Source organism: Brevibacterium sp. 'Marine' (genome assembly GCF_012844365.1).
In the GTDB taxonomy this organism is placed as follows: Bacteria; Actinomycetota; Actinomycetes; order Actinomycetales; family Brevibacteriaceae; genus Brevibacterium.
Genome location: NZ_CP051626.1, coordinates 3166526 through 3184052 on the forward strand (window position 1 = coordinate 3166526; position 17527 = coordinate 3184052).

Here is a 17527-nt window from a genome sequence, read left to right on the forward strand (position 1 = left end):
TTCCCCCGCCGAGGTGGCTCTTCCCTGTCCGCCCCACCGACGGTCGGGTGACCCGACCTTGACCGCACCTTCCGGAGAAGCACCGTGACCGATTTCGACTTGAGCATCATCATCCCCGCGAAAGATGGTGCCCCCTACCTGAGCACACTGTTCCGCTCACTGCGGCAGCAGGGCCCCGTGTGGGACCGCACTCAGCTGATCTTCGTCAACGACGGATCGAGCGATGAGACACCAGAGCTGCTGGAGAAATTCAGCACGTGGTTCCCTCATTTCGAGGTGCTCACCAACCCCGAGGCAACGGGACTCGCCAATGCCCGGAACAAGGGTCTGGCATCTGCTCGGGGCGAACACATCATCTTCCTCGATGGGGACGATTGGCTGGCTCCGGGGCATCTGTCCTCGATGCTGGCGGCGGCGCACAGGCTCGGAGTCGATTTCATCCGCTGTGACCATACGACGGTGGAGGGGACCAAACGGGTGCGCAAACTCGCGCCGATGTCGGTCCGTGATGTGCCGTTGGACCCCAAGGTGGGGATCCTGCCCGTCTACGAATCGACAATGGTCGACTATCCGTTCGCGTGGGCAGGCGTCTTCCACCGGAGGGTGCTCGAACAGGGGATCCTCCATTTCCCGGAGAACTTCATGACCGCCGAAGACCGGTCCTGGATCTGGCGGCTGCATCTGCAGGCCGAGTCCTTCGCCGTCGTCGATGCTCCGGGGATCCTCTATCGACGCGGGCTGGCAGGGTCCCTGTCGCGGATCGTCGACATCCGACAGCTGGATTTCATCCGCGCTTTCGGACAGATCTTCGACCTCGTCGCCGCCGAACCGGACGCCGACCGACTGTGGCCGAAGGCGATCCGCAACTGGCTGGCCATCCTCGACCATCAGATCAATCGTTTCGCAGCGTCCCCGGCGTCGCTGCGGCACCAGCTGAGGCGGGGTGCGCGAACGATTTCGGCGAAGATTCCGCCCGAGTATCTGCGTGAGGAATTCGTCCTGCAGAAACAGGGACGGCAGCTCAACGTCAGCAGCTACCTCAATGACGCACCCTCGTTAGTGCTGGAGATGGTGAAGTGAAACAGATCTTCCTGGCCTCGACCCTGTTCGAGCTCGTCTGCCTGGCAGCCGGAATCGACGGCGGTGACTACGACCGGCCGGCGGCTCCGGCGCTGATGGGAACCGAAGGGCTCGCGCCCGACGACGCTCCGGCACCGACCGAGCGGATCCTCCTGGTCAGCAACAATGCCGTCGTCATGGAGCTCTCGGAGTCATTCGTCGACTCGCCGGGGGCCGCCTCGTTGATCGCCCGTTTCGATCGGGTCGTCGATCTCAACGAAGCCCTCGCGCCTCTGTACGTCCATCCTTCGTCGTGGCGACCCGATCATGCGGATCTGCCCGTTGTGGAATCGTATCTGCGTGGCCGCTGGGGGCTGGACGACACCGACGAGATCGAGCTCGTGATCGAATCACCCCAGGTCAACCCGGCCATTGCACTCGGCCGAGTGTTCTCCCGGGCGACGATCAGGGTGCATGCCGACGGGCTGATGAGCTTCGGCCCGACCCGCAATCAGATTCCGCTGACGAACGGTCAGCGCATGTCCGTGCTGCATTATCTGCCGCTGGTGCCGGGGATCTCGCCGAAGCTGCTCCGCGAATTCGGCATCGTCCACCGCCCACTGAGCGTCGAGTCGTTCACCGGTGTGGTGCGCGAGCTCGGCGAGCATTCGGCCGAGGCGCTGGAGGACGAGCTGGGCGACGTTCTCAGCGCCGCGCCGTCGAAGAACCGTCCGTGGGCACTGGTTGTCGGCCAGTATCTGTCGGCGCTGGGACTCATCACCTCCGAGGAGGAGACGCAGCTGCACATCGAGATGATCGAGGCCGCTGCTGCCCGCGGCATGGAGGTCGTGGTGTTCAAACCGCACCCGGCGGCTCCGCCTTCGCAGACGGGACCGCTGTTCGAGGCGGCACAACGACTCGGCATCACACTGCTGCTGTTCGACCTGCCCGTCATGGCCGAGGTCATCATCGATCGGCTGTCTCCCGACCTCATCGTCGGCGGGTTCTCGACCGCGCTGATGACTGCTCGCCAGATCTATCAGGTGCCCGCCCTGGCCGTGGGGACGGATCTGCTGCTCGAAGCCATCGCTCCCTACCAGAACAGCAACCGCATTCCGCTGACGATCATCTCCGAGATCTGCGACGGCAGCGCCCCGGACAGAGCCGAAGCGCATCCGCAGCTGGCGCGTCTGCTCGCGGCAGTCACCTACTGCATGGCACCGACCTTGTCGCACGATCTGCGCGACGCGGCGACCGACTTCCTCACAGAGGTCTTCGACGAGCACATCGGCGGCGATTCCGCCGACCGGTTCGGCCGCTATTTCAAACGCCGACGCCTCACCGCGCTCGCTCTGCCGGGCAGCACGACGAAAGCGTTCGCTCCGAAGCGGATGATCAGACGGTCGGGAACGCTCGTGATCAAAGCGGTGGCAAGAAAACAACAACGCATCATGAAACGGATCCAACAGCGGTGACACCGAAGAAGAAGCGCCGGAGCGCCGTCGCTTTCGTCGAATCCCCTCTGCAGTTCCTCTCTGCACTCGAATCCCATGAGCCGACAGAGGATCTGCTCATTCGGGCGCGGGCGAGCGCGAAGGGCATGACGTCCTTCCTCGATGCCTTCGACCCGGCCTGGCTGCCGAAGAACGTCCGCCTCGACCGTGACGGGGCGAAGCCGGGACTGCTGCGCAAGACGGCCTTCGACCGGATCTACCTCGGCGACGCCTGCTCCGGTCAGGTGCACAGAGCCTTGGCGCTGGCGTATCTCGAGCGCCGCATGCCCGAGGTCGTCATCCTCGACGACGGTCTGGCCACGTATTCGGCGATCGAGATCCTCACGGCCAAACGCGGTCCCCTCGTGCGGCCCCGGCAGAAGCTCAAGGCCTCACGCACGGTCATGGCCGCGCACGTCGCCGACCGGCTGCGGGGCCTGGCGACGGTGGGCAAACTGCGCTGGCACACCGCCCTGCCGGTGGCCAAATCACTGCGCAAGGCGTTCCTCAGATCCGGCGGCGAGATCACCCGCCACCGGTTCGAACACCTCCAGACCCTGCCCACCGGCGGCAGCCACCCGCGAGACAACCCGGTCATCGGTTCGTCCCTGGCCGCCGACGGACTCATCGACGCCTTCGCCTACCGGGCCTGGGTCGATGACATCATCGACGCTCACGGATCGATCACCTATTATCCGCATCGGCGTGAGACCGAGGAGTTCCTCACCGACCTCGGCCGTGATGAGCGGGTGCGGATCAAGAACCTCGGACTGCCGATCGAGCTGCGGCTGATCAATCTGCCGCCGGACTCGACGATCCGCAGCCTGCCGTCGACCGCGGCGGTGTCCCTGGCCGTGCTCAATCCGGACGTGACGATCGACGTCACCGAGATCCCCGCGAAGTGGTGGACCGGCGCCTCACCCGATAGTCTGCGAAAGTCCCTCAACGCCCAGTCGGTCAAGGCAGATGACGATTCCTGAACCAGGCGACCCCCACTACAGTGGGCCGATCTTTCCGCCGTCGCTCTCCGACGTCCCGCCGCGGCCCTCGCATCTGACCGAGCGCACCCGCGCGGACGGTCAGTCATCGCAGTCGACCTACCCGGACGGACCGGTGCTGCCGCCTCGGCGATCGGCCGGGTTCGCCCCGATCCGCATTCTCTCGATCTCCGACAGCGAATCCTACCTCAAGTGGGCGACCCAGCTGCTGTCGTCCCTGCCGGATGTCGAGGGACGCGTGTTCCTCGTCGACAACCCGATCCTGCCGACCGACGAGCAGATCGCCAGCGCCGTCGCCGGCACCGACTGGGAACACCGCGAGGTGCCCGTCATCGCCCGATCCGACCTTGCCCGCATCATCGCCGACCACTCCCCCGATATCGTCATCGGCGCTGCCACCGGCCCGATCGTCGCCCAGGTCTTCCTCACCGCGCATACCCGCACCGACAGGCCGGCGTTGGTCTCGGGGCTGCCCGGAATGGGCCTGCCCGCCAGCGGCAAGGGGATGAATTATCGCCGGCTGATGGATGCGTTCATCGCCCATTCCTCCGCCGAGGTGACCGCCTACACCGAGGCGAGCGCGCGGTCGCAGGTGCCCTGCGAGGTGCTGTTGGCCCGCCTGCCGATGCTGCGCTCGGAGGGCATCCCGCAGCTGACTGCATCCCCCATCGCCGAGGCGGCCCCGCCGTCGGTCGGCTCCCCGCCCTCCCCGCCCTCTCCTGTCGGTGCCCCGCAGATCGGCGCTCCTGCGCTCCCGCGCACCCTCGTCTTCGCACCGCAGGCGAAGGTCCCGGCCGAGCGTGCCGACCGCGAGGCGATCATCGCCGCCGTGGCCGACTTCGCCGACCGGCACCCGGAGTCGACGGCAGTGATCAAGATGCGCTCGCGACCCGGTGAGTTCGAAACCCACCACGAGCAGCATTCCTACTTCGAGATCCTCGACGACTTCCGCACCCGCGAAGTCCCCGGTGCGGCACGCATCGAGTTGGGCTATGGTCCCCTCAGCGACTTCCTCACCGACGGCTCGGCGCTGGTCACCGTGTCCTCGACGGCGGCACTCGAATCCATCGATCGCGGCATTCCGACCCTGCTCATCTCGGACTTCGGCTTCGACGCCGGACTGCTCAATGAGGTCTTCGAAGGCTCCGGCGCCACCGGCACATTGGCCGATGTCGCTGCCGGATCAATCGGATTCCCTGACCCGGAATGGCTGACCGAGAACTACTTCCACGTGCAAGACGGACAGCTGCGCCGCGACCTCGGGCTGCTGGCGACCCGCGCGCAGGCCGGTCAGCTGCCGAATCGGCGGGCCGCGCTGCTCAAGCAGAAGCGGATGCTGCTTCGTGCCGAGCTGCGCACCGTCACCCCGGCCCCCGTCGTCAGCGCCTACCGCAAACTGCGTCGCACCCGCTGACTGTCGGCCAAGGCGTTCAGCCGCGGTCGTCGGGGACTCGGCTCGATTCCTCCATCGGCACGACCACCTCGGTGTCGGGGTTTTCGTCCTTGAACACCCACGTGCGGTAGGCGTAGAACCGGAAGACCATCGCCAATCCGATGCCGATGACGTTCGTCGAGATGTTGTAGCTGAGCTGGTCGCGCATATCGAGCAGATACCAGGTCACGCCGAGTGGGATGACGGTGATGATCATGCCGGCGAGGTTGACCGCGACGAACAGGACGACGCCGCGCATGTTCGAGCTCGTGGTCCGGTCGCCGTAGGTCCAGAGCTTGTTGCCGAGCCACACGACGACCATCGCGAGGATCGTCGAGATGATCTTCGACTTGATCGGGCTGCCCTCGAGCAGAGCCGGGATCGGCCCGAGTCCGTAGGCCAGCAGGTTCGACAGGCCGACGTCGACGATATAGCCGAGCCCGCCGACGGCGAGGAACTTGAAGGCTTCCACCGCCAGGCGCCGGAGACGGACCGAGAATGACTCTTTCATAACTGCACTCAGTCTATGGCCCGATCTTTCGGACTCGCTGGATGCGGAGCTGGGCGAGCCAGAGGACGAACGCGACGGTGACGGCCAGCGCCGGCCAGAACGTGTACCGGAAATGATTGGCCGGCACGATCGGGAAATACCCGACGATGTAGCACAGCGCCGAGGTGGCCAGGACCGTGATCTCGGGCCAGAACGTCGGCGTGTGGCTCAGTTTCGACCCCGCTGAAGGGCGCACGGAGGGTCCCGATCCCGTTGCCGGCACTGCCTCGTCCCGCCGACGTGCGCGAACGGCCAGTCCCATCAGCACAGCGGCGACGAGGGTCCAGAACCAGGGCTTGAAGAGCATCGGGAACGTTCCCAACGCGAAGTCCTCGACATACGGACGGAAGATGAAGTCGGCCTTTGCGCTCCCTGCGGGCAAGCCTGCCTTCTGCGCATCACCGTCCCAGTCGGCCTCCCAGTATTCGAGCTTCGAGGTGAAGAAGTAATACGAGTAGACCGATGTCCGATACTCGAGGTAGCTGACCGGATGAGTGACGACTTCGCTCAACCACAGCGACTTCAACTCATCCTGGTAGGCAAGAGGACTGAACGCCTTCCCAGTCGTGCCTCTGCCGTAGCAGTTCCAATAGGCATCCCAGATCTCGCCTCTCTTCAGGCATTTGTCGCGCGCCGAACTGATGTGGTCTTTGAGCTCTCTTGGTGCGTCAGACGACTGCAGTCGAGATTCCGGCACAGAGAACATCACATCGTCGAGGAAGATCTGCGAGATCTGTCCGGACTTCTCGACGCCGACCTGTGAGCCGATGAGGACATCGGTGATCTTAGCGCCCCCGCCGATGAGCACAAGCACGACCAGAGACAGCGCTGCCGTGGGAAGAACCGGGCGACTGCGCTTTTCGGAACGCCCCCGGGCTGTCGCACGATTTCTTCGCCACCGGCCGAACAGGCACCATCCGCCGTAGACCGCGATCGGCACCACGGCGAAAACCGCGTTCTTCCGCACACCCACCGCGTAGACGAGCAGTGCGAGCGCAGGCAGCCAGAGGATCCATGCCTTCGGAACGAAACGGGTGATGACGGTCAACACCACGGCCAACAGGAGTGACACTGCCATCTGCGTGTCCTTCCACAAGGTCGTCATCTGCGACACGACCCACGGGGCAGCCATTATGGCCGGCCCCAGCAGAGACACCCACCTCGGTGCCCCGGCTCGATGCACGAACACACCGAGCAGCCAAGCCGCTGCGGCCAGCAGCACGACCTGGAGGACGAGCAGGCTTCCCACGTCCCCTGTGATCTCGATCAATCCGCGCCACACCACGCTCATCACCGGAGGATGCCAGTCGGAGACAGGGTGCTTCCCAGTCGCCTGCAGATACTGCTCACCGATGTCGACGTTGACCCGTCCGGGTGAGAACAGCCGGATGAATACCAGCGACCACACCAAGGCCAGCACAGCCAGCAGAATGTCCCAGGCGAGCGCGGACGACAGGATTGCACGCAGGCGAACGGCGAATCCAGTTCTGTCCGAGATGCCGGAATGGTCCGCAGATCCGCCGATAGGTCCTTCGGATCGTTCGGAAAGGATGGAGCGAGTGGATTTCGACTTCGGTTCAGTCATGAAGCCAGTCGCGTCCGCACCTGCTCGTCGGTTCGCACCTGCGCCCCTTCGCGCGCCGCTTCAACTGAGGGGTCGACCGCCCCTGGCCCGGCCGCCTCGGCGAACGTGTCGCCTCCCGTGCGGGTCTTCCCCGGGCTCTGCCGTTCGGTGACGGGTCGACCGGTCACGGCGGGCAGGCTGAGGTAGACCAAGCGGGAGGTCTCCCGCCTGGCTCGGCGCAGACCGTCCAAGGTCAGGCCGACGCTGCCGAGCAGGAACGCCAGTCCCATGAGCGCAGCGGCGAGGATCGCTGTCGGGAACCGGGGCACGAGACCGGTCTGCCAGAACTCCCAGATCACGGGCAGGCCGAAGACCAGCGACAGGGCCGCGAGCAACACGGTGAGGCTGCCGTAGAACAGGCGGGGTCGTTCGTGCCTCACGAGGGCGGAGATCAGACCGAGGATGCGGAACCCGTCCTTGACGGTCGAGAGCTTCGACTCGCTCCCGTCGGGTCGGTCGCGGAAGTCCACGGCCACCTCGGTGGTGGGTAGGCGCAGGGACATCGTGTGCACGGTCAGCTCGGTTTCGATCTCGAACCGGCGACTGATCGCGGGGAACGATTTGACGAAGCGGCGGGAGAACACGCGGTAGCCCGAGAGCATGTCGGAGACCTCGGATCCGAAGAGCCACCCGGTCAGCCGGTTGAACATCTGGTTCCCTGCCTCGTGGCCGGGACGGTACGACGTGGTCTCCTGATTGTCCTGGCGAACTCCGAGCACATGATCGTACGGGCCGGAGATCAGGGTGTCGATCATCTCGGGCAGGTGGGCCGCCTCGTAGGTGTCGTCGCCGTCGATCATCACGTAGATGTCGGCGTCGATGTCGGCGAAGGCGCGGCGGACGACGTTGCCCTTGCCCGGCACGTTCTCCCTGCGGACGATGGCTCCCGCCCCGGCGGCACGCTGCGAAGTGCGATCGCTCGAGCAGTTGTCGTAGACGTAGACGGTGATGCCGGGGACGGCGGCCTTGAGGTCGCCGACGACCTTGGCGACGGTGATCTCCTCGTTGTGGCAGGGAACGATCGCCGCGATCCTGCTCGATTCTTCGTGCATGCTCATCCCATCGTCGCGTGAGCACCGGCGAGCCCGACCCGGTGCGCAGATCTGTCGATTCCACCGGTCTACGCCCCCGACATGGACTGCGGGTTACGGACCGGGAAATAACAACGCACCTTCCCCTGCACATGATCCGACAACGCGGATCCCGTCTCCGCCGGCCGCCCGGCTGCATGGCCGCCTCACCTCGCCCCACGGGCGAGGCCACTACGCCACGCGGCTGGCTCACCTCGTCCCGCGGGAGAGGTCCCTACGTCACGTGGCCGCCTCGGCGAGTATGTGCTTGGTCACGATCACCCGGTTATACGTCGATTTATGACATCCGCCTGTGAGGATCCTCTGATTGCTTGTCATCCTGAATCGTCGGCCCTACTGGACCGTAGACCGGCCCATCCCCAATTCCTGCCGTCCACCACCGTGCGCGGCACTGACCAACCACACGAGGAGGCGCCTGTGATCGAACTGCGCGCACTGCGAAAGGTGTTCGGAGGCACCGTCGCCCTGGAGGAGATCGACCTCTCGGTCCCCGCCGGAGAGATCCACGGAATCGTCGGCCGCTCCGGCGCCGGCAAGTCCACCCTCATCCGCTGCCTGACCGGGCTCGAGTCCCCCACCTCTGGGACGGTGTCGATCGACGGCGTCGACCTCACGAACCAGTCCGGTGCCGGTCTGCGCGAGGCCCGCCGCAGCATCGGCATGGTCTTCCAGCACGTCAACCTCCTCGACTCGAGCACGGCGCTGAAGAACGTCGCCCACCCGCTCAAGATCGCCGGAGTGCCGAAGGCCGAACGTCTGGCCAAGGCCCGTGAACTCCTCGATTTCGTCGGCCTCGGCGACCGCGTCGACAACTATCCCTCTCAGCTCTCGGGCGGGCAGAAACAGCGCGTCGGCATCGCCCGCGCCCTCGCCGCCGAGCCGAAGGTGCTGCTGTGCGATGAGCCCACCTCGGCGCTGGATTCGACGACGACGGAGCAGATCCTCGGTCTCATCCGCTCGCTGCGCGACCGACTGGGCATCACCGTCCTCATCATCACCCACGAGATGTCCGTCATCCGCGAGATCTGCGACTCCGTGACGCTGCTCGCCGACGGCCGCGTGGCCAAGACCGGGAAACTCGCCGAGGTCATCGCCGAGCCCGGGTCGGTGCTTGCCAAGGATCTCGTCCCCCTGCCTCCGGTCAGCCTCGATGACGGGGCGAGCCGCCTCGTCGAGGTGTCCCTGGCCGGGACGGACCTGCCGACCGTGCTCACCGCCGCGCGGAACGCCGGAGCGAGCGCCGAGGCGATCCTCGCCGGAGCCGTGGAGACCATCGACGGTCGCCAGGTCGGCCGGCTGCGCTTCTCCGTCGACTCGGCCGACCAGGCGAAAGAGCTGATCAGCGCCCTGCAAGCCGATGGAATCTATGCGGAGGAGGCTGCCTGATGAACGATCCCACATGGTTCGACAACCCGGCGATCACCGATCAGATGTGGCCGGCCACCGTCGAGACTCTGCTCATGACCGCATGGTCGACCGGCCTGGCCGTGCTCTTCGGTCTGCCCTTGGGCATCTGGCTGTTCACCGCCTCGAAGGGCGGGCTGAACTCGAACCCGGTCGTCTACCGGGTGCTGTCCTTCATCGTCGACATCACGCGCTCGATCCCCTTCATCATCCTCATCATCGCGCTCATCCCCTTCGCCCGATTCGTTGTCGGCTCGGCACTCGGCTGGCAGGCGACCGTGGTGTCTCTGACCATCGGCGCGATCCCCTTCTATGCCCGTCTCGTCGAGAACTCGCTGCGCGAGGTCTCCGAGGGCAAGATCGAAGCCGCGCTGATGATGGGCGCATCGAACGGCCAGGTCATCCGTCAGGTCTACGTCCCCGAGGCTCTGCCGGGCCTCATCGGAGCCGCCACGGTCACCTCGGTGACGTTGGTGTCCTACACCGCGATGGCCGGTGCCGTCGGCGGCGGCGGACTGGGTGCACTGGCGATCTCCTACGGCTATCAGCGCTACCAGGCGGACACGATGATCGCCTGCATCATCGTCCTCGTCCTCATCGTCACGCTCATCCAGTTCATCGGCGACCGATTGGCCCGCGCGGTCGACCACCGGTGAGCCGCCTCGGCGAGGTCGCTCACGTCCGCCCCAGCGACGGCGGCTCCGCCCGGCGCGAGGGCGGAGCACCGAGTTAAGTGGGCTCAGATTGTCCGAATCGACGACGAATGCGGGCAATCTGACCCCACTTAACGGCCACCACTGCCCATCCCACTGCACATCACTCAACACACATCAAGGAGAACTATGAAGACCAAGCTCATTGCGATCGCGGCCAGCGCCACTCTGCTGCTGTCGGGCTGCGGACTTGTCGGCGGCGGCACCGATTCCGTCGGTGAGAAGGACGGCGACATCACGAAGCTCACCGTGGGTGCGACCCCGGTTCCGCAGGGCGACATCCTGCGCTACGTGGACGAGAACCTCGCCGAGGATGCCGGCCTCGACATCGAGGTCACCGAATACACGGACTACACGCTGCCGAACAAGGCGCTCAACGACGGCGACATCGACGCGAACTACTTCCAGCACAAGCCGTACCTCGACTCCGAGGTCGAAGGCCAGGGCTACGAGATCACCGGCTTCGAGCCGATCAACCTCGAGCCCTTCGCACTGTTCTCGAAGGACATCAAGGACGTCAAGGACATTCCGAAGAACGCGAAGATCGGCATCAACAACGACCCGTCGAACCAGGGTCGTGCGCTGAAGATGCTCGAAGACGCGAAGCTCATCACCCTCAAGGACGGAGTGGACGCGGTCGACGCGAAGCTCTCCGACGTCGAGGAGAATCCGAAGAACATCGAGTTCGTCGAGGCCGACGCCGCGCAGCTGGCTCGCACCCTCGAAGACGTCGACGCCTCTGTCATCAACGGCAACAACGCCCTGGAGGCCGGACTGAGCCCGGCCAAGGACGGCATCCTGTTGGAGAAGGCCGAGAACAACCCGTACGGCAACTTCCTCGCCGTGCGCACGGAGAACAAGGACGACGAGAACATCAAGAAGCTCGACGAGCTGCTCCACTCCCCCGAGGTGAAGAAGTTCATCAAGGACAAGTGGGCCGACGGCTCCGTCCTCCCCAGCTTCTGACCCCAATTACTACCCGACGGCGGCCCAGCAACCTCGCGCGAGGTTGCTGGGCCGCCGTCACGTAGTTCTGGAGGGGGTTTGTGTGTCAGGACATTTGTCACTTCACAGTCGGGATCGCACTCCCTACAGCGCCGCCTCGGGCCTCGGTAGCGTCGACGGTGTCAGAAACCAACGACACGTCGAACGAGGAGGCGGACGTGATGAACCGTCGCACCGAACAGGCAACAGCACCACCGTCCACAGCTGCCCCCATTCAGAGCGCCGGGCACGAACCATCGGCCGAGCCGATTGCGACTCCCCTGCGGAGTCCTGCTCTCAGCGCGACCGCCGTGACCCTCACCGCGGTCTCCGCTGCACTGGCAGTGTGGGTGTTTGCCGTACCGGTCGCCGGCGTCACTCTGACCGCCGGCGGCCTCACAGTCTCCCTTACTGCTGTTGCGCTCGTGTCCCTCGGCAGCGGGTGTGCAGCCAGCCTGTCCTACCTCATCATGAGAGGCTTTCGCGGCGGAGCGGTCATGTGGACCGTCATCGCCTGTGCTGTCCTCGTCCTGTCCCTCGCCGGTCCGCTGCTGTCAGGAGCCAGGGACTCGGCGCTGGTCACACTGGAGCTGATGCATCTGGCCGTCGGCGTCACGCTGATCGTCGGCCTGCGGCGCTTCGTCTCGCGCAGCATGAGCCGCGCCTTCGACCACGACGTCGCAGCAACTGATTCGGCCTCGTCTGCGGCGGGTTCCGAGTAATGTACGAATCGGAGGCGACAATGACGAAGCAATCCATTTCGACCGACTGCGACGACGAAGTCACACGGTGGGTCGCCCGAACCCGCGGACCGGGGTTCGCGCTGATCTGGCTGCCGGTCCTCATGCTGTCCCCGATGCTGACAGCTGTTCTTGACGGCAAGGCCGTGATACTCGCGGTCCATCTGGCGATCGCCGCCCTCTATGTCATCACGGTCGTCATCGCCCACCGCGGCCTGCCGCAGCGAGTGGGAGAACTCTGCACGATCGGGCTCATGGCACTCGTCGTCGTCCAATTCTTCCTGTCGCCCGGAGGTCAAGGCTTCCTCTATCCGCTGCTCGCCATCGCAGCGGCAACCGCGATCCGCCTTCGCGCCGCACTCGGCATCGTGATGGGCCTGGCCATCAGCGGCTCCTTCGCTGAAGGGTTCGCCACAATGTCGCTCAGCAATGCGCTGCAGTTCGGCTTCGCCACCGTCATGGCCGGCGCCAGCACCTACCTGATCCGCTGTCTCACCGTCACGATCGACGACCTGCGCGCCACCCGACGCCGTTTGGCCGGGCTTGCGGTCGTCGAGGAACGCCAGCGCTTCTCCAGAGATCTCCATGACCTGCTCGGCCACACTCTCTCGGTGATCGTGGTCAAGGCCGAGGCCATTCGTCGCCTCGCCGACGGTGATCCCGCAGTCGCCGCCAAGCATGCGCAGGAGATCGAAGGCATCGGGCGCACAGCCCTGGCCGATGTCCGGCAGACGGTCGCCGGGTACCGGCAGATGGGCTTTGCCGACGAGCTGTCCCACGCCGTCGAAACCCTTGAGGACGCCGGGGTCGAAGTCGAGACGACGACTCCGGTGCCGCACCTCGATGGTCCCACCGACACCCTCTTCGCCTGGGCTGTCCGGGAGGCGGCGACGAACATTCTCCGTCACGCCCACGCATCCCACTGCACGATGAAGATCTCTGTCGACGAGTCAGCTGCAGCACTCGAAATCACCGACGACGGCCACGGGATGGGCTCGAATCCGACCGGCTCGGGCCTGATCGGGGTGCGAGAGAGGGCAGAACGTCTGGGCGGTCACGTGCATACACGCTCGGGCCCGCGCGGCTTCACGCTCAGCGTCGACGCACCGAGCACAGAGGAATCGGAATGATCAGGATCGCCGTCATCGAGGACCAAGCTCTCATGCGCTCGGCTCTCATCAGTCTGCTCGACCTCGAAGACGACATCACCGTCGTCGGTGAGGCAGCACGCGGCGACGAAGTCTCCGAACTGGTCCGCAGACTCAAGCCGGATGTCGTTCTCCTCGACATCGATCTGCCGGGGATGAACGGACTCGAAGCTCTCGAAGAGCTCAACCATGCGACCGACGGCACCACATCCACCGCTGACTATACTGACGCGACCGGCTCCTCAGTCATCATCGTCACGACCTTCGGCCGAGCGGGATACCTGAGGCGTGCGATGGACGCAGGCGCACGGGGCTTCCTCGTCAAAGACGATCCGGTCGAGACGCTCGCCGGGTCGATTCGGCGGGTCGCACAGGGGGAGATGGTCATCGACCCGCTGTTGGCGGCCCAGGCACTGAGCTCAGGAGAGAACCCGCTCACGGACCGGGAGAGCCAAGTACTCCGCGCAACTGATGACGGGGTCCCCATCGTCGACGCGGCCGAGGCTCTGCATCTGTCTCCGAGCACCGTCCGCAACTACCTGTCGAGTGCGATCGGCAAGCTCGGGGCCCGCAATCGCGCCGAAGCGATGCGAAACGCCCGCCGCGAGGGGTGGATGTGACGCTCAGCCCCGCGCACCGCAGCCGTCGCCGAGGCTGTGCTCGACGGGACAACCGGCGCTGCCGCACTCACACCATGCTTCGCAGCACCCCACCGTCTGCGCGCAGGGCCGCACCGTTCGTCGCCGAAGACAGCGGGCTGGCCAGATAGCCCACCAAGCTGGCGATCTCGCCCGGGTCGATGAAGCGCTGCAGCAGCGAGGACTCCCGCACCAGTGAGTCCCGCAGATCATCGACGGGCATCGATTGTGCGGCGGCGATCTGTTCGACCACGGCGGCGACCCCGTCGGAATACGTTGGTCCGCCGAGCACGGTGTTCACGGTCACCTCGGTGCCGCGGGTGAGTTTCGCCAGACCGTTGCTCAGCGCCAGAGCCGCGGCCTTCGTCACCCCGTAGTGCATCATGTCCGCGGGCACGTCGATGGCCGATTCCGTGCCGATGAAGATGATGCGGCCCCACCCATTCGCAAGCATCCGCGGAAGCAGTCGTCTGGACAGGCGAACCGCGCCCATGAGGTTGATCTCGAAACAGCGCGTCCACTCGGCATCGTCGATCTCGGCAAACGTCGCCACGTCGAAGAGACCGACGTTGTTGATGAGGATATCCACGTCGCCGAGGCGGTCGAGCAGCTGGTCGACCTGCCCGACGACACCGAAGTCCGCCACGATTCCCCTCGCCGAGGCGGCCGGGTTGTCGTCTCGCAGACGTGCAACAGCCGCGTTGACGCTGTCCTCGTTGCGTCCGTTGATGATGACCGTCGCACCTTCGTACGAGCACAGGGTGGCGATCGCGTACCCGATCCCCTGTGTCGAGCCCGAGATGAAGACGGTTTTGCCCGCCAGTTGAAGGTCCATGTGATTCCCGCCTTTATCTATCGAAACCGTTTTCACTTGCTCAGGAAAGTCAACACTAGATCGATTGAGTTTCTCAGGCAAGTAATCCACTAGACTGCACTGCATGAACAGTCCTGCGAGCAGCGCCACAGAACGAAACCCTCAAGACTCCGATACGCCCACCTTCACGGCGGACGAACTCGAGATCTGGTCGTCGGTCGCGACCTTGCTGGAGTGGCTTCCGGCCGCACTCGATGCGCAGATGCAACGCGATTCGCAGATCAGCCACTTCGAGTACGGGATCCTCTTCGCACTCTCCCAGGCAGCAGAAAAGACTTTGGCGATGAAAGAACTCGCCGGCTTCGCGAACAGCACACTCTCCCGACTGTCGAGGGCAGTCGGCCGACTGGAGCGCCAGGGATGGGTGACTCGACGCCCGGACCCCGGCGACGGGCGTACGACGATCGCTTCCCTCACCGACTCCGGTCTCGCAACAATGCGTGCGGCCGCTCCGGAGCACGTTGCCTTCGTGCGACGCGTCGTCTTCGAGTCTCTGACCCCGGCTCAGGCTCGCGCACTGGGCAGGGCCAGTCGGCGTATCACCTCCGCGATCAGGGAGGATGGCGGCTGGCGACCGCAGTGACCTTCAGTCGTCGAACACCTCGGTCCCGAATTCAGACCTCTGCCCTGCCGGCACGATTCGATGACACAATGCGATAAGACGGATACCCCCGCCCCCGGCTCAGAGTGAGTCACTCAAGGAGGAGAACATGACACGCATCGGTTTCATCGGAGTCGGAGAGATCGCCTCGGCGATGGTTGAAGGTCTTGCGCACAGCGAGACGAATGCCAACTTCCGATTCTTCCTCTCCCCACGCAATGCCGAGCGTGCACAGAACCTTGCCGAGTCAATCGAGTCCGCCGAGGTCTGCCAGAGCAACCAGGACGTCGTCGACTGCAGCGACCTCATCGTCCTCGCGGTGCTGCCGCAGCAGTCGGAGAGCGTGCTCGACGAACTCGACATCCCAGCCGAGAAAACCCTGGTCAGCGCGGTAGCCGGAGTCCCGACCGAGGCCCTCGAGGCACATCTTCCGCACTCCCCGACCATCGTGCGGATCATTCCTCTGCCCGCTGTCCGCGAGCGCAAGGGAGTCACCGCCATGTACCCGGCCAACGAGGCGGTCGAGGATCTGCTCGACCGCCTCGGCGGGTCGGTGACGGCCGCGGACGAGACGATGTTCTCCACACTTTCGGCGGTGACCGCGACGATGTCGACACATTTCGCATTCCTGCAGACGATCACCGCGTGGCTCATCGACCGCGGCTGGGACCGGGCCGACGCCGATCATTTCATCCGCGGTCAGTTCGTCGGCCTCGGCACCACGCTCGCCGAGACGACCGAGTCCATCAACGACCTCGTCGCCGCCCACGAAACCCCGGGCGGTCTCAATGAGATGCTCAACAATGAATGGATGGACGAGGCCAACCGTGCCGCTCTCGCGTCCTCCCTCGACCGGGTGTTCGCCCGCGTCACCGCAGCAGACTGACGTGTCCGGGGCGGTCCTCCGACCGGCCGGTATCTGAGCGGGCAGTCTCCGACCGGCCGGGTATCTGGCTCACGACCGACTGGGAGGCCGCTCGTCCGACTCTGCGGATCGTTAGAATGATCGGCATGACCGAGTCTCTCACCTTCGCAGATTCCATCTCCATCAACGCTGACCCGGCGACGGTCTACCGAACCGTTGCGGACGTGACCCGAACCGGAGAATGGTCTCCGGTCTGCCGCGAATGCTGGTGGGACGACGGCGATGGCCCGCGGCCGGGAGCCTGGTTCACCGGCCGCAACGTCACCCCTGACCGCGAATGGGAGACCCGCAGCCAGGTCGTCGTCGCCGACGAGGGACGGGCGTTCGGGTGGAGCGTGGGACCCGGCCGAGTCAACTGGACTTACAGCATGCAGGAAACCGAGGAAGGCACGCGGCTCACCGAATCGTGGGAGTTTCTGCCTGCGGGGCAGGAGTTCTTCGCAGAGAAGTACGGTGCGCGTGCGACCGAGGAGATCGCTGCACGCGCCGCTTCCGCGCGGACCGGCATTCCCGAGACTCTCGCAGCGATCAAACAGGTCATCGAACGCCCCTAGGGCATCTGCAAGGGCATTCGCAGTGAGCGTCTGCGGGGCATGAGGCCCGAGGTGATCCCTTAGGATTCTCACTATGTCTCAGCACTCTGCCGTCACTGTCTCGATCGCCCGAACCGTCCGCCCCGACAACCACCGGCGCTTCAACGCCTGGGTGCAGGCGGGCCAGGAGCTGGCCCGCGAACGTGACGGATATCTGGGGTCGGGATGGGTGCGAACCTCGCCGGACTCGAACGAATGGCACGTGCTCTACCGGTTCTCCGATGCGAAGTCGCTGCGGGCGTGGGACGAGTCCGCGGATCGTCGGTGGTGGATCGAAAGCGCGGCTGAGATCGTCGAGACCACACGGGTGGAGCATCGAACCGGCATCGAGGGCTGGTTCGAACCGCACGGGGAGGAGTCCGTCACCATCCCGGAGACGGTCGTCCCGCCGAGGTGGAAACAGGCCGTGAGCATCTTCCTGCCGTTCTTCCCGCTCAGTCTGCTCTCGACGTTCCTCCTCATGCCTCACCTGGAGAGCTGGCCGAAGGTCCTCGCCGTGCTCCTCAACATCTGCATTCTCACACCGCTGATGACCTACATCTTCCTGCCGGTGAGCACGCGCCTGCTGCGCCCCTGGCTGCAGCGACCCCGCTGACACCACCGCACCCCCAATTACTACCCGACGGCGGCTCAGCAACCTCGCGCGAGGTTGCTGAGCCG

The 17527-nt window shown here is 65.2% G+C and carries 18 protein-coding genes; 14 read left to right on the top strand and 4 right to left on the bottom strand.

Translation table 11 applies throughout. From position 1 onward, the window contains the following. Nucleotides 1-84 precede the first annotated feature (84 nt). From HF684_RS14215 to HF684_RS14230, 4 genes are read left to right on the top strand one after another with little or no spacing between them, the layout of a single operon-like run. Nucleotides 85-1080, top strand: a complete 996-nt coding sequence (locus HF684_RS14215; protein WP_169252988.1) for a glycosyltransferase family 2 protein — start codon at nt 85-87, stop codon at nt 1078-1080. Then, nucleotides 1077-2534: a polysialyltransferase family glycosyltransferase gene (locus HF684_RS14220; RefSeq protein ID WP_169252989.1), complete on the top strand. Its 1458-nt coding sequence runs from the start codon at nt 1077-1079 to the stop codon at nt 2532-2534. Before HF684_RS14215 ends, HF684_RS14220 begins: the two co-directional genes overlap by 4 nt. Then, nucleotides 2531-3532 carry a hypothetical protein gene (locus HF684_RS14225; RefSeq protein ID WP_169252990.1) on the top strand — a complete coding sequence of 334 codons (1002 nt, stop codon included), beginning with the start codon at nt 2531-2533 and terminating at the stop codon, nt 3530-3532. Before HF684_RS14220 ends, HF684_RS14225 begins: the two co-directional genes overlap by 4 nt. After that, nucleotides 3519-4964 carry a DUF6716 putative glycosyltransferase gene (locus tag HF684_RS14230; RefSeq protein WP_248278957.1) on the top strand — a complete coding sequence of 482 codons (1446 nt, stop codon included), beginning with the start codon at nt 3519-3521 and terminating at the stop codon, nt 4962-4964. Before HF684_RS14225 ends, HF684_RS14230 begins: the two co-directional genes overlap by 14 nt. A 16-nt stretch (nt 4965-4980) precedes the next feature. Here the strand turns inward: HF684_RS14230 and HF684_RS14235 are convergent, their stop codons facing one another. From HF684_RS14235 to HF684_RS14245, 3 genes are read right to left on the bottom strand one after another with little or no spacing between them, the layout of a single operon-like run. After that, complete coding sequence (locus tag HF684_RS14235; RefSeq protein ID WP_169252991.1) at nt 4981-5493, bottom strand: GtrA family protein; 513 nt, start codon at nt 5491-5493, stop codon at nt 4981-4983. Nucleotides 5494-5506: 13 nt separating this feature from the next. After that, nucleotides 5507-7117 carry a hypothetical protein gene (locus tag HF684_RS14240; protein WP_169252992.1) on the bottom strand — a complete coding sequence of 537 codons (1611 nt, stop codon included), beginning with the start codon at nt 7115-7117 and terminating at the stop codon, nt 5507-5509. Further along, entirely contained in the window at nt 7114-8208 is a 1095-nt protein-coding gene (locus HF684_RS14245; protein WP_248278958.1) for a glycosyltransferase, read from the bottom strand. The genes HF684_RS14240 and HF684_RS14245 overlap by 4 nt, the downstream gene beginning before the upstream one ends. Before the next feature lie 456 nt (nt 8209-8664). On the opposite strand from HF684_RS14245, the gene HF684_RS14250 reads away from it, so the two are divergent. The 6 genes from HF684_RS14250 (at nt 8665) to HF684_RS14275 (ending at nt 13856) form a co-directional block, all read left to right on the top strand. Then, a complete protein-coding gene (locus tag HF684_RS14250; protein WP_169252994.1) occupies nt 8665-9633 on the top strand; it encodes a methionine ABC transporter ATP-binding protein in 969 nt (322 codons plus the stop codon). Then, entirely contained in the window at nt 9633-10307 is a 675-nt protein-coding gene (locus HF684_RS14255; RefSeq protein ID WP_169252995.1) for a methionine ABC transporter permease, read from the top strand. Before HF684_RS14250 ends, HF684_RS14255 begins: the two co-directional genes overlap by 1 nt. A 186-nt stretch (nt 10308-10493) precedes the next feature. Next, nucleotides 10494-11330 carry a MetQ/NlpA family ABC transporter substrate-binding protein gene (locus tag HF684_RS14260; protein ID WP_169252996.1) on the top strand — a complete coding sequence of 279 codons (837 nt, stop codon included), beginning with the start codon at nt 10494-10496 and terminating at the stop codon, nt 11328-11330. Nucleotides 11331-11488: 158 nt separating this feature from the next. Continuing rightward, on the top strand, nt 11489-12070 hold the full coding sequence (locus HF684_RS14265; protein WP_169252997.1) for a DUF6069 family protein: 582 nt from the start codon (nt 11489-11491) through the stop codon (nt 12068-12070). 20 nt (nt 12071-12090) lie between these two features. After that, nucleotides 12091-13218 (top strand): sensor histidine kinase, encoded by a 1128-nt coding sequence (locus HF684_RS14270; RefSeq protein WP_169252998.1) that lies wholly within the window; start codon nt 12091-12093, stop codon nt 13216-13218. Beyond that, the gene (locus HF684_RS14275) at nt 13215-13856 is read left to right on the top strand and encodes a response regulator transcription factor (protein WP_169252999.1); all 642 of its coding nucleotides are present in this window, start codon (nt 13215-13217) and stop codon (nt 13854-13856) included. Before HF684_RS14270 ends, HF684_RS14275 begins: the two co-directional genes overlap by 4 nt. Nucleotides 13857-13923: 67 nt before the next feature. On the opposite strand, the gene HF684_RS14280 is transcribed toward HF684_RS14275, so the two are convergent. After that, nucleotides 13924-14709 carry an SDR family NAD(P)-dependent oxidoreductase gene (locus HF684_RS14280; RefSeq protein WP_169253000.1) on the bottom strand — a complete coding sequence of 262 codons (786 nt, stop codon included), beginning with the start codon at nt 14707-14709 and terminating at the stop codon, nt 13924-13926. A gap of 103 nt (nt 14710-14812) precedes the next feature. Between HF684_RS14280 and HF684_RS14285 the strand changes: the two genes are divergently transcribed. From HF684_RS14285 to HF684_RS14300, 4 genes are all read left to right on the top strand, one after another. Then, nucleotides 14813-15331 (top strand): MarR family transcriptional regulator, encoded by a 519-nt coding sequence (locus HF684_RS14285; protein WP_169253001.1) that lies wholly within the window; start codon nt 14813-14815, stop codon nt 15329-15331. A 127-nt stretch (nt 15332-15458) separates the two neighbouring features. Beyond that, on the top strand, nt 15459-16235 hold the full coding sequence (locus HF684_RS14290) for an NAD(P)-binding domain-containing protein (protein WP_169253002.1): 777 nt from the start codon (nt 15459-15461) through the stop codon (nt 16233-16235). A 125-nt stretch (nt 16236-16360) separates the two neighbouring features. Next, complete coding sequence (locus HF684_RS14295) at nt 16361-16828, top strand: SRPBCC family protein (RefSeq protein ID WP_169253003.1); 468 nt, start codon at nt 16361-16363, stop codon at nt 16826-16828. Nucleotides 16829-16901: 73 nt separating this feature from the next. Then, nucleotides 16902-17462 (top strand): antibiotic biosynthesis monooxygenase, encoded by a 561-nt coding sequence (locus HF684_RS14300; protein WP_169253004.1) that lies wholly within the window; start codon nt 16902-16904, stop codon nt 17460-17462. The last annotated feature ends 65 nt before the right edge of the window (nt 17463-17527 follow it).

Bases quoted from the DNA above. Each gene is read 5' to 3' on its own strand.
- HF684_RS14285 (WP_169253001.1), top strand. From the start codon at position 14,813: ATGAACAGTCCTGCGAGCAGCGCCACAGAACGAAACCCTCAAGACTCC.
- HF684_RS14260 (WP_169252996.1), top strand. From the start codon at position 10,494: ATGAAGACCAAGCTCATTGCGATCGCGGCCAGCGCCACTCTGCTGCTG.
- HF684_RS14280 (WP_169253000.1), bottom strand. From the start codon at position 14,709: ATGGACCTTCAACTGGCGGGCAAAACCGTCTTCATCTCGGGCTCGACA.
- HF684_RS14240 (WP_169252992.1), bottom strand. From the start codon at position 7,117: ATGACTGAACCGAAGTCGAAATCCACTCGCTCCATCCTTTCCGAACGA.
- HF684_RS14290 (WP_169253002.1), top strand. From the start codon at position 15,459: ATGACACGCATCGGTTTCATCGGAGTCGGAGAGATCGCCTCGGCGATG.
- HF684_RS14275 (WP_169252999.1), top strand. From the start codon at position 13,215: ATGATCAGGATCGCCGTCATCGAGGACCAAGCTCTCATGCGCTCGGCT.
- HF684_RS14300 (WP_169253004.1), top strand. From the start codon at position 16,902: ATGTCTCAGCACTCTGCCGTCACTGTCTCGATCGCCCGAACCGTCCGC.
- HF684_RS14230 (WP_248278957.1), top strand. From the start codon at position 3,519: ATGACGATTCCTGAACCAGGCGACCCCCACTACAGTGGGCCGATCTTT.
- HF684_RS14270 (WP_169252998.1), top strand. From the start codon at position 12,091: ATGACGAAGCAATCCATTTCGACCGACTGCGACGACGAAGTCACACGG.
- HF684_RS14255 (WP_169252995.1), top strand. From the start codon at position 9,633: ATGAACGATCCCACATGGTTCGACAACCCGGCGATCACCGATCAGATG.
- HF684_RS14295 (WP_169253003.1), top strand. From the start codon at position 16,361: ATGACCGAGTCTCTCACCTTCGCAGATTCCATCTCCATCAACGCTGAC.
- HF684_RS14235 (WP_169252991.1), bottom strand. From the start codon at position 5,493: ATGAAAGAGTCATTCTCGGTCCGTCTCCGGCGCCTGGCGGTGGAAGCC.
- HF684_RS14245 (WP_248278958.1), bottom strand. From the start codon at position 8,208: ATGCACGAAGAATCGAGCAGGATCGCGGCGATCGTTCCCTGCCACAAC.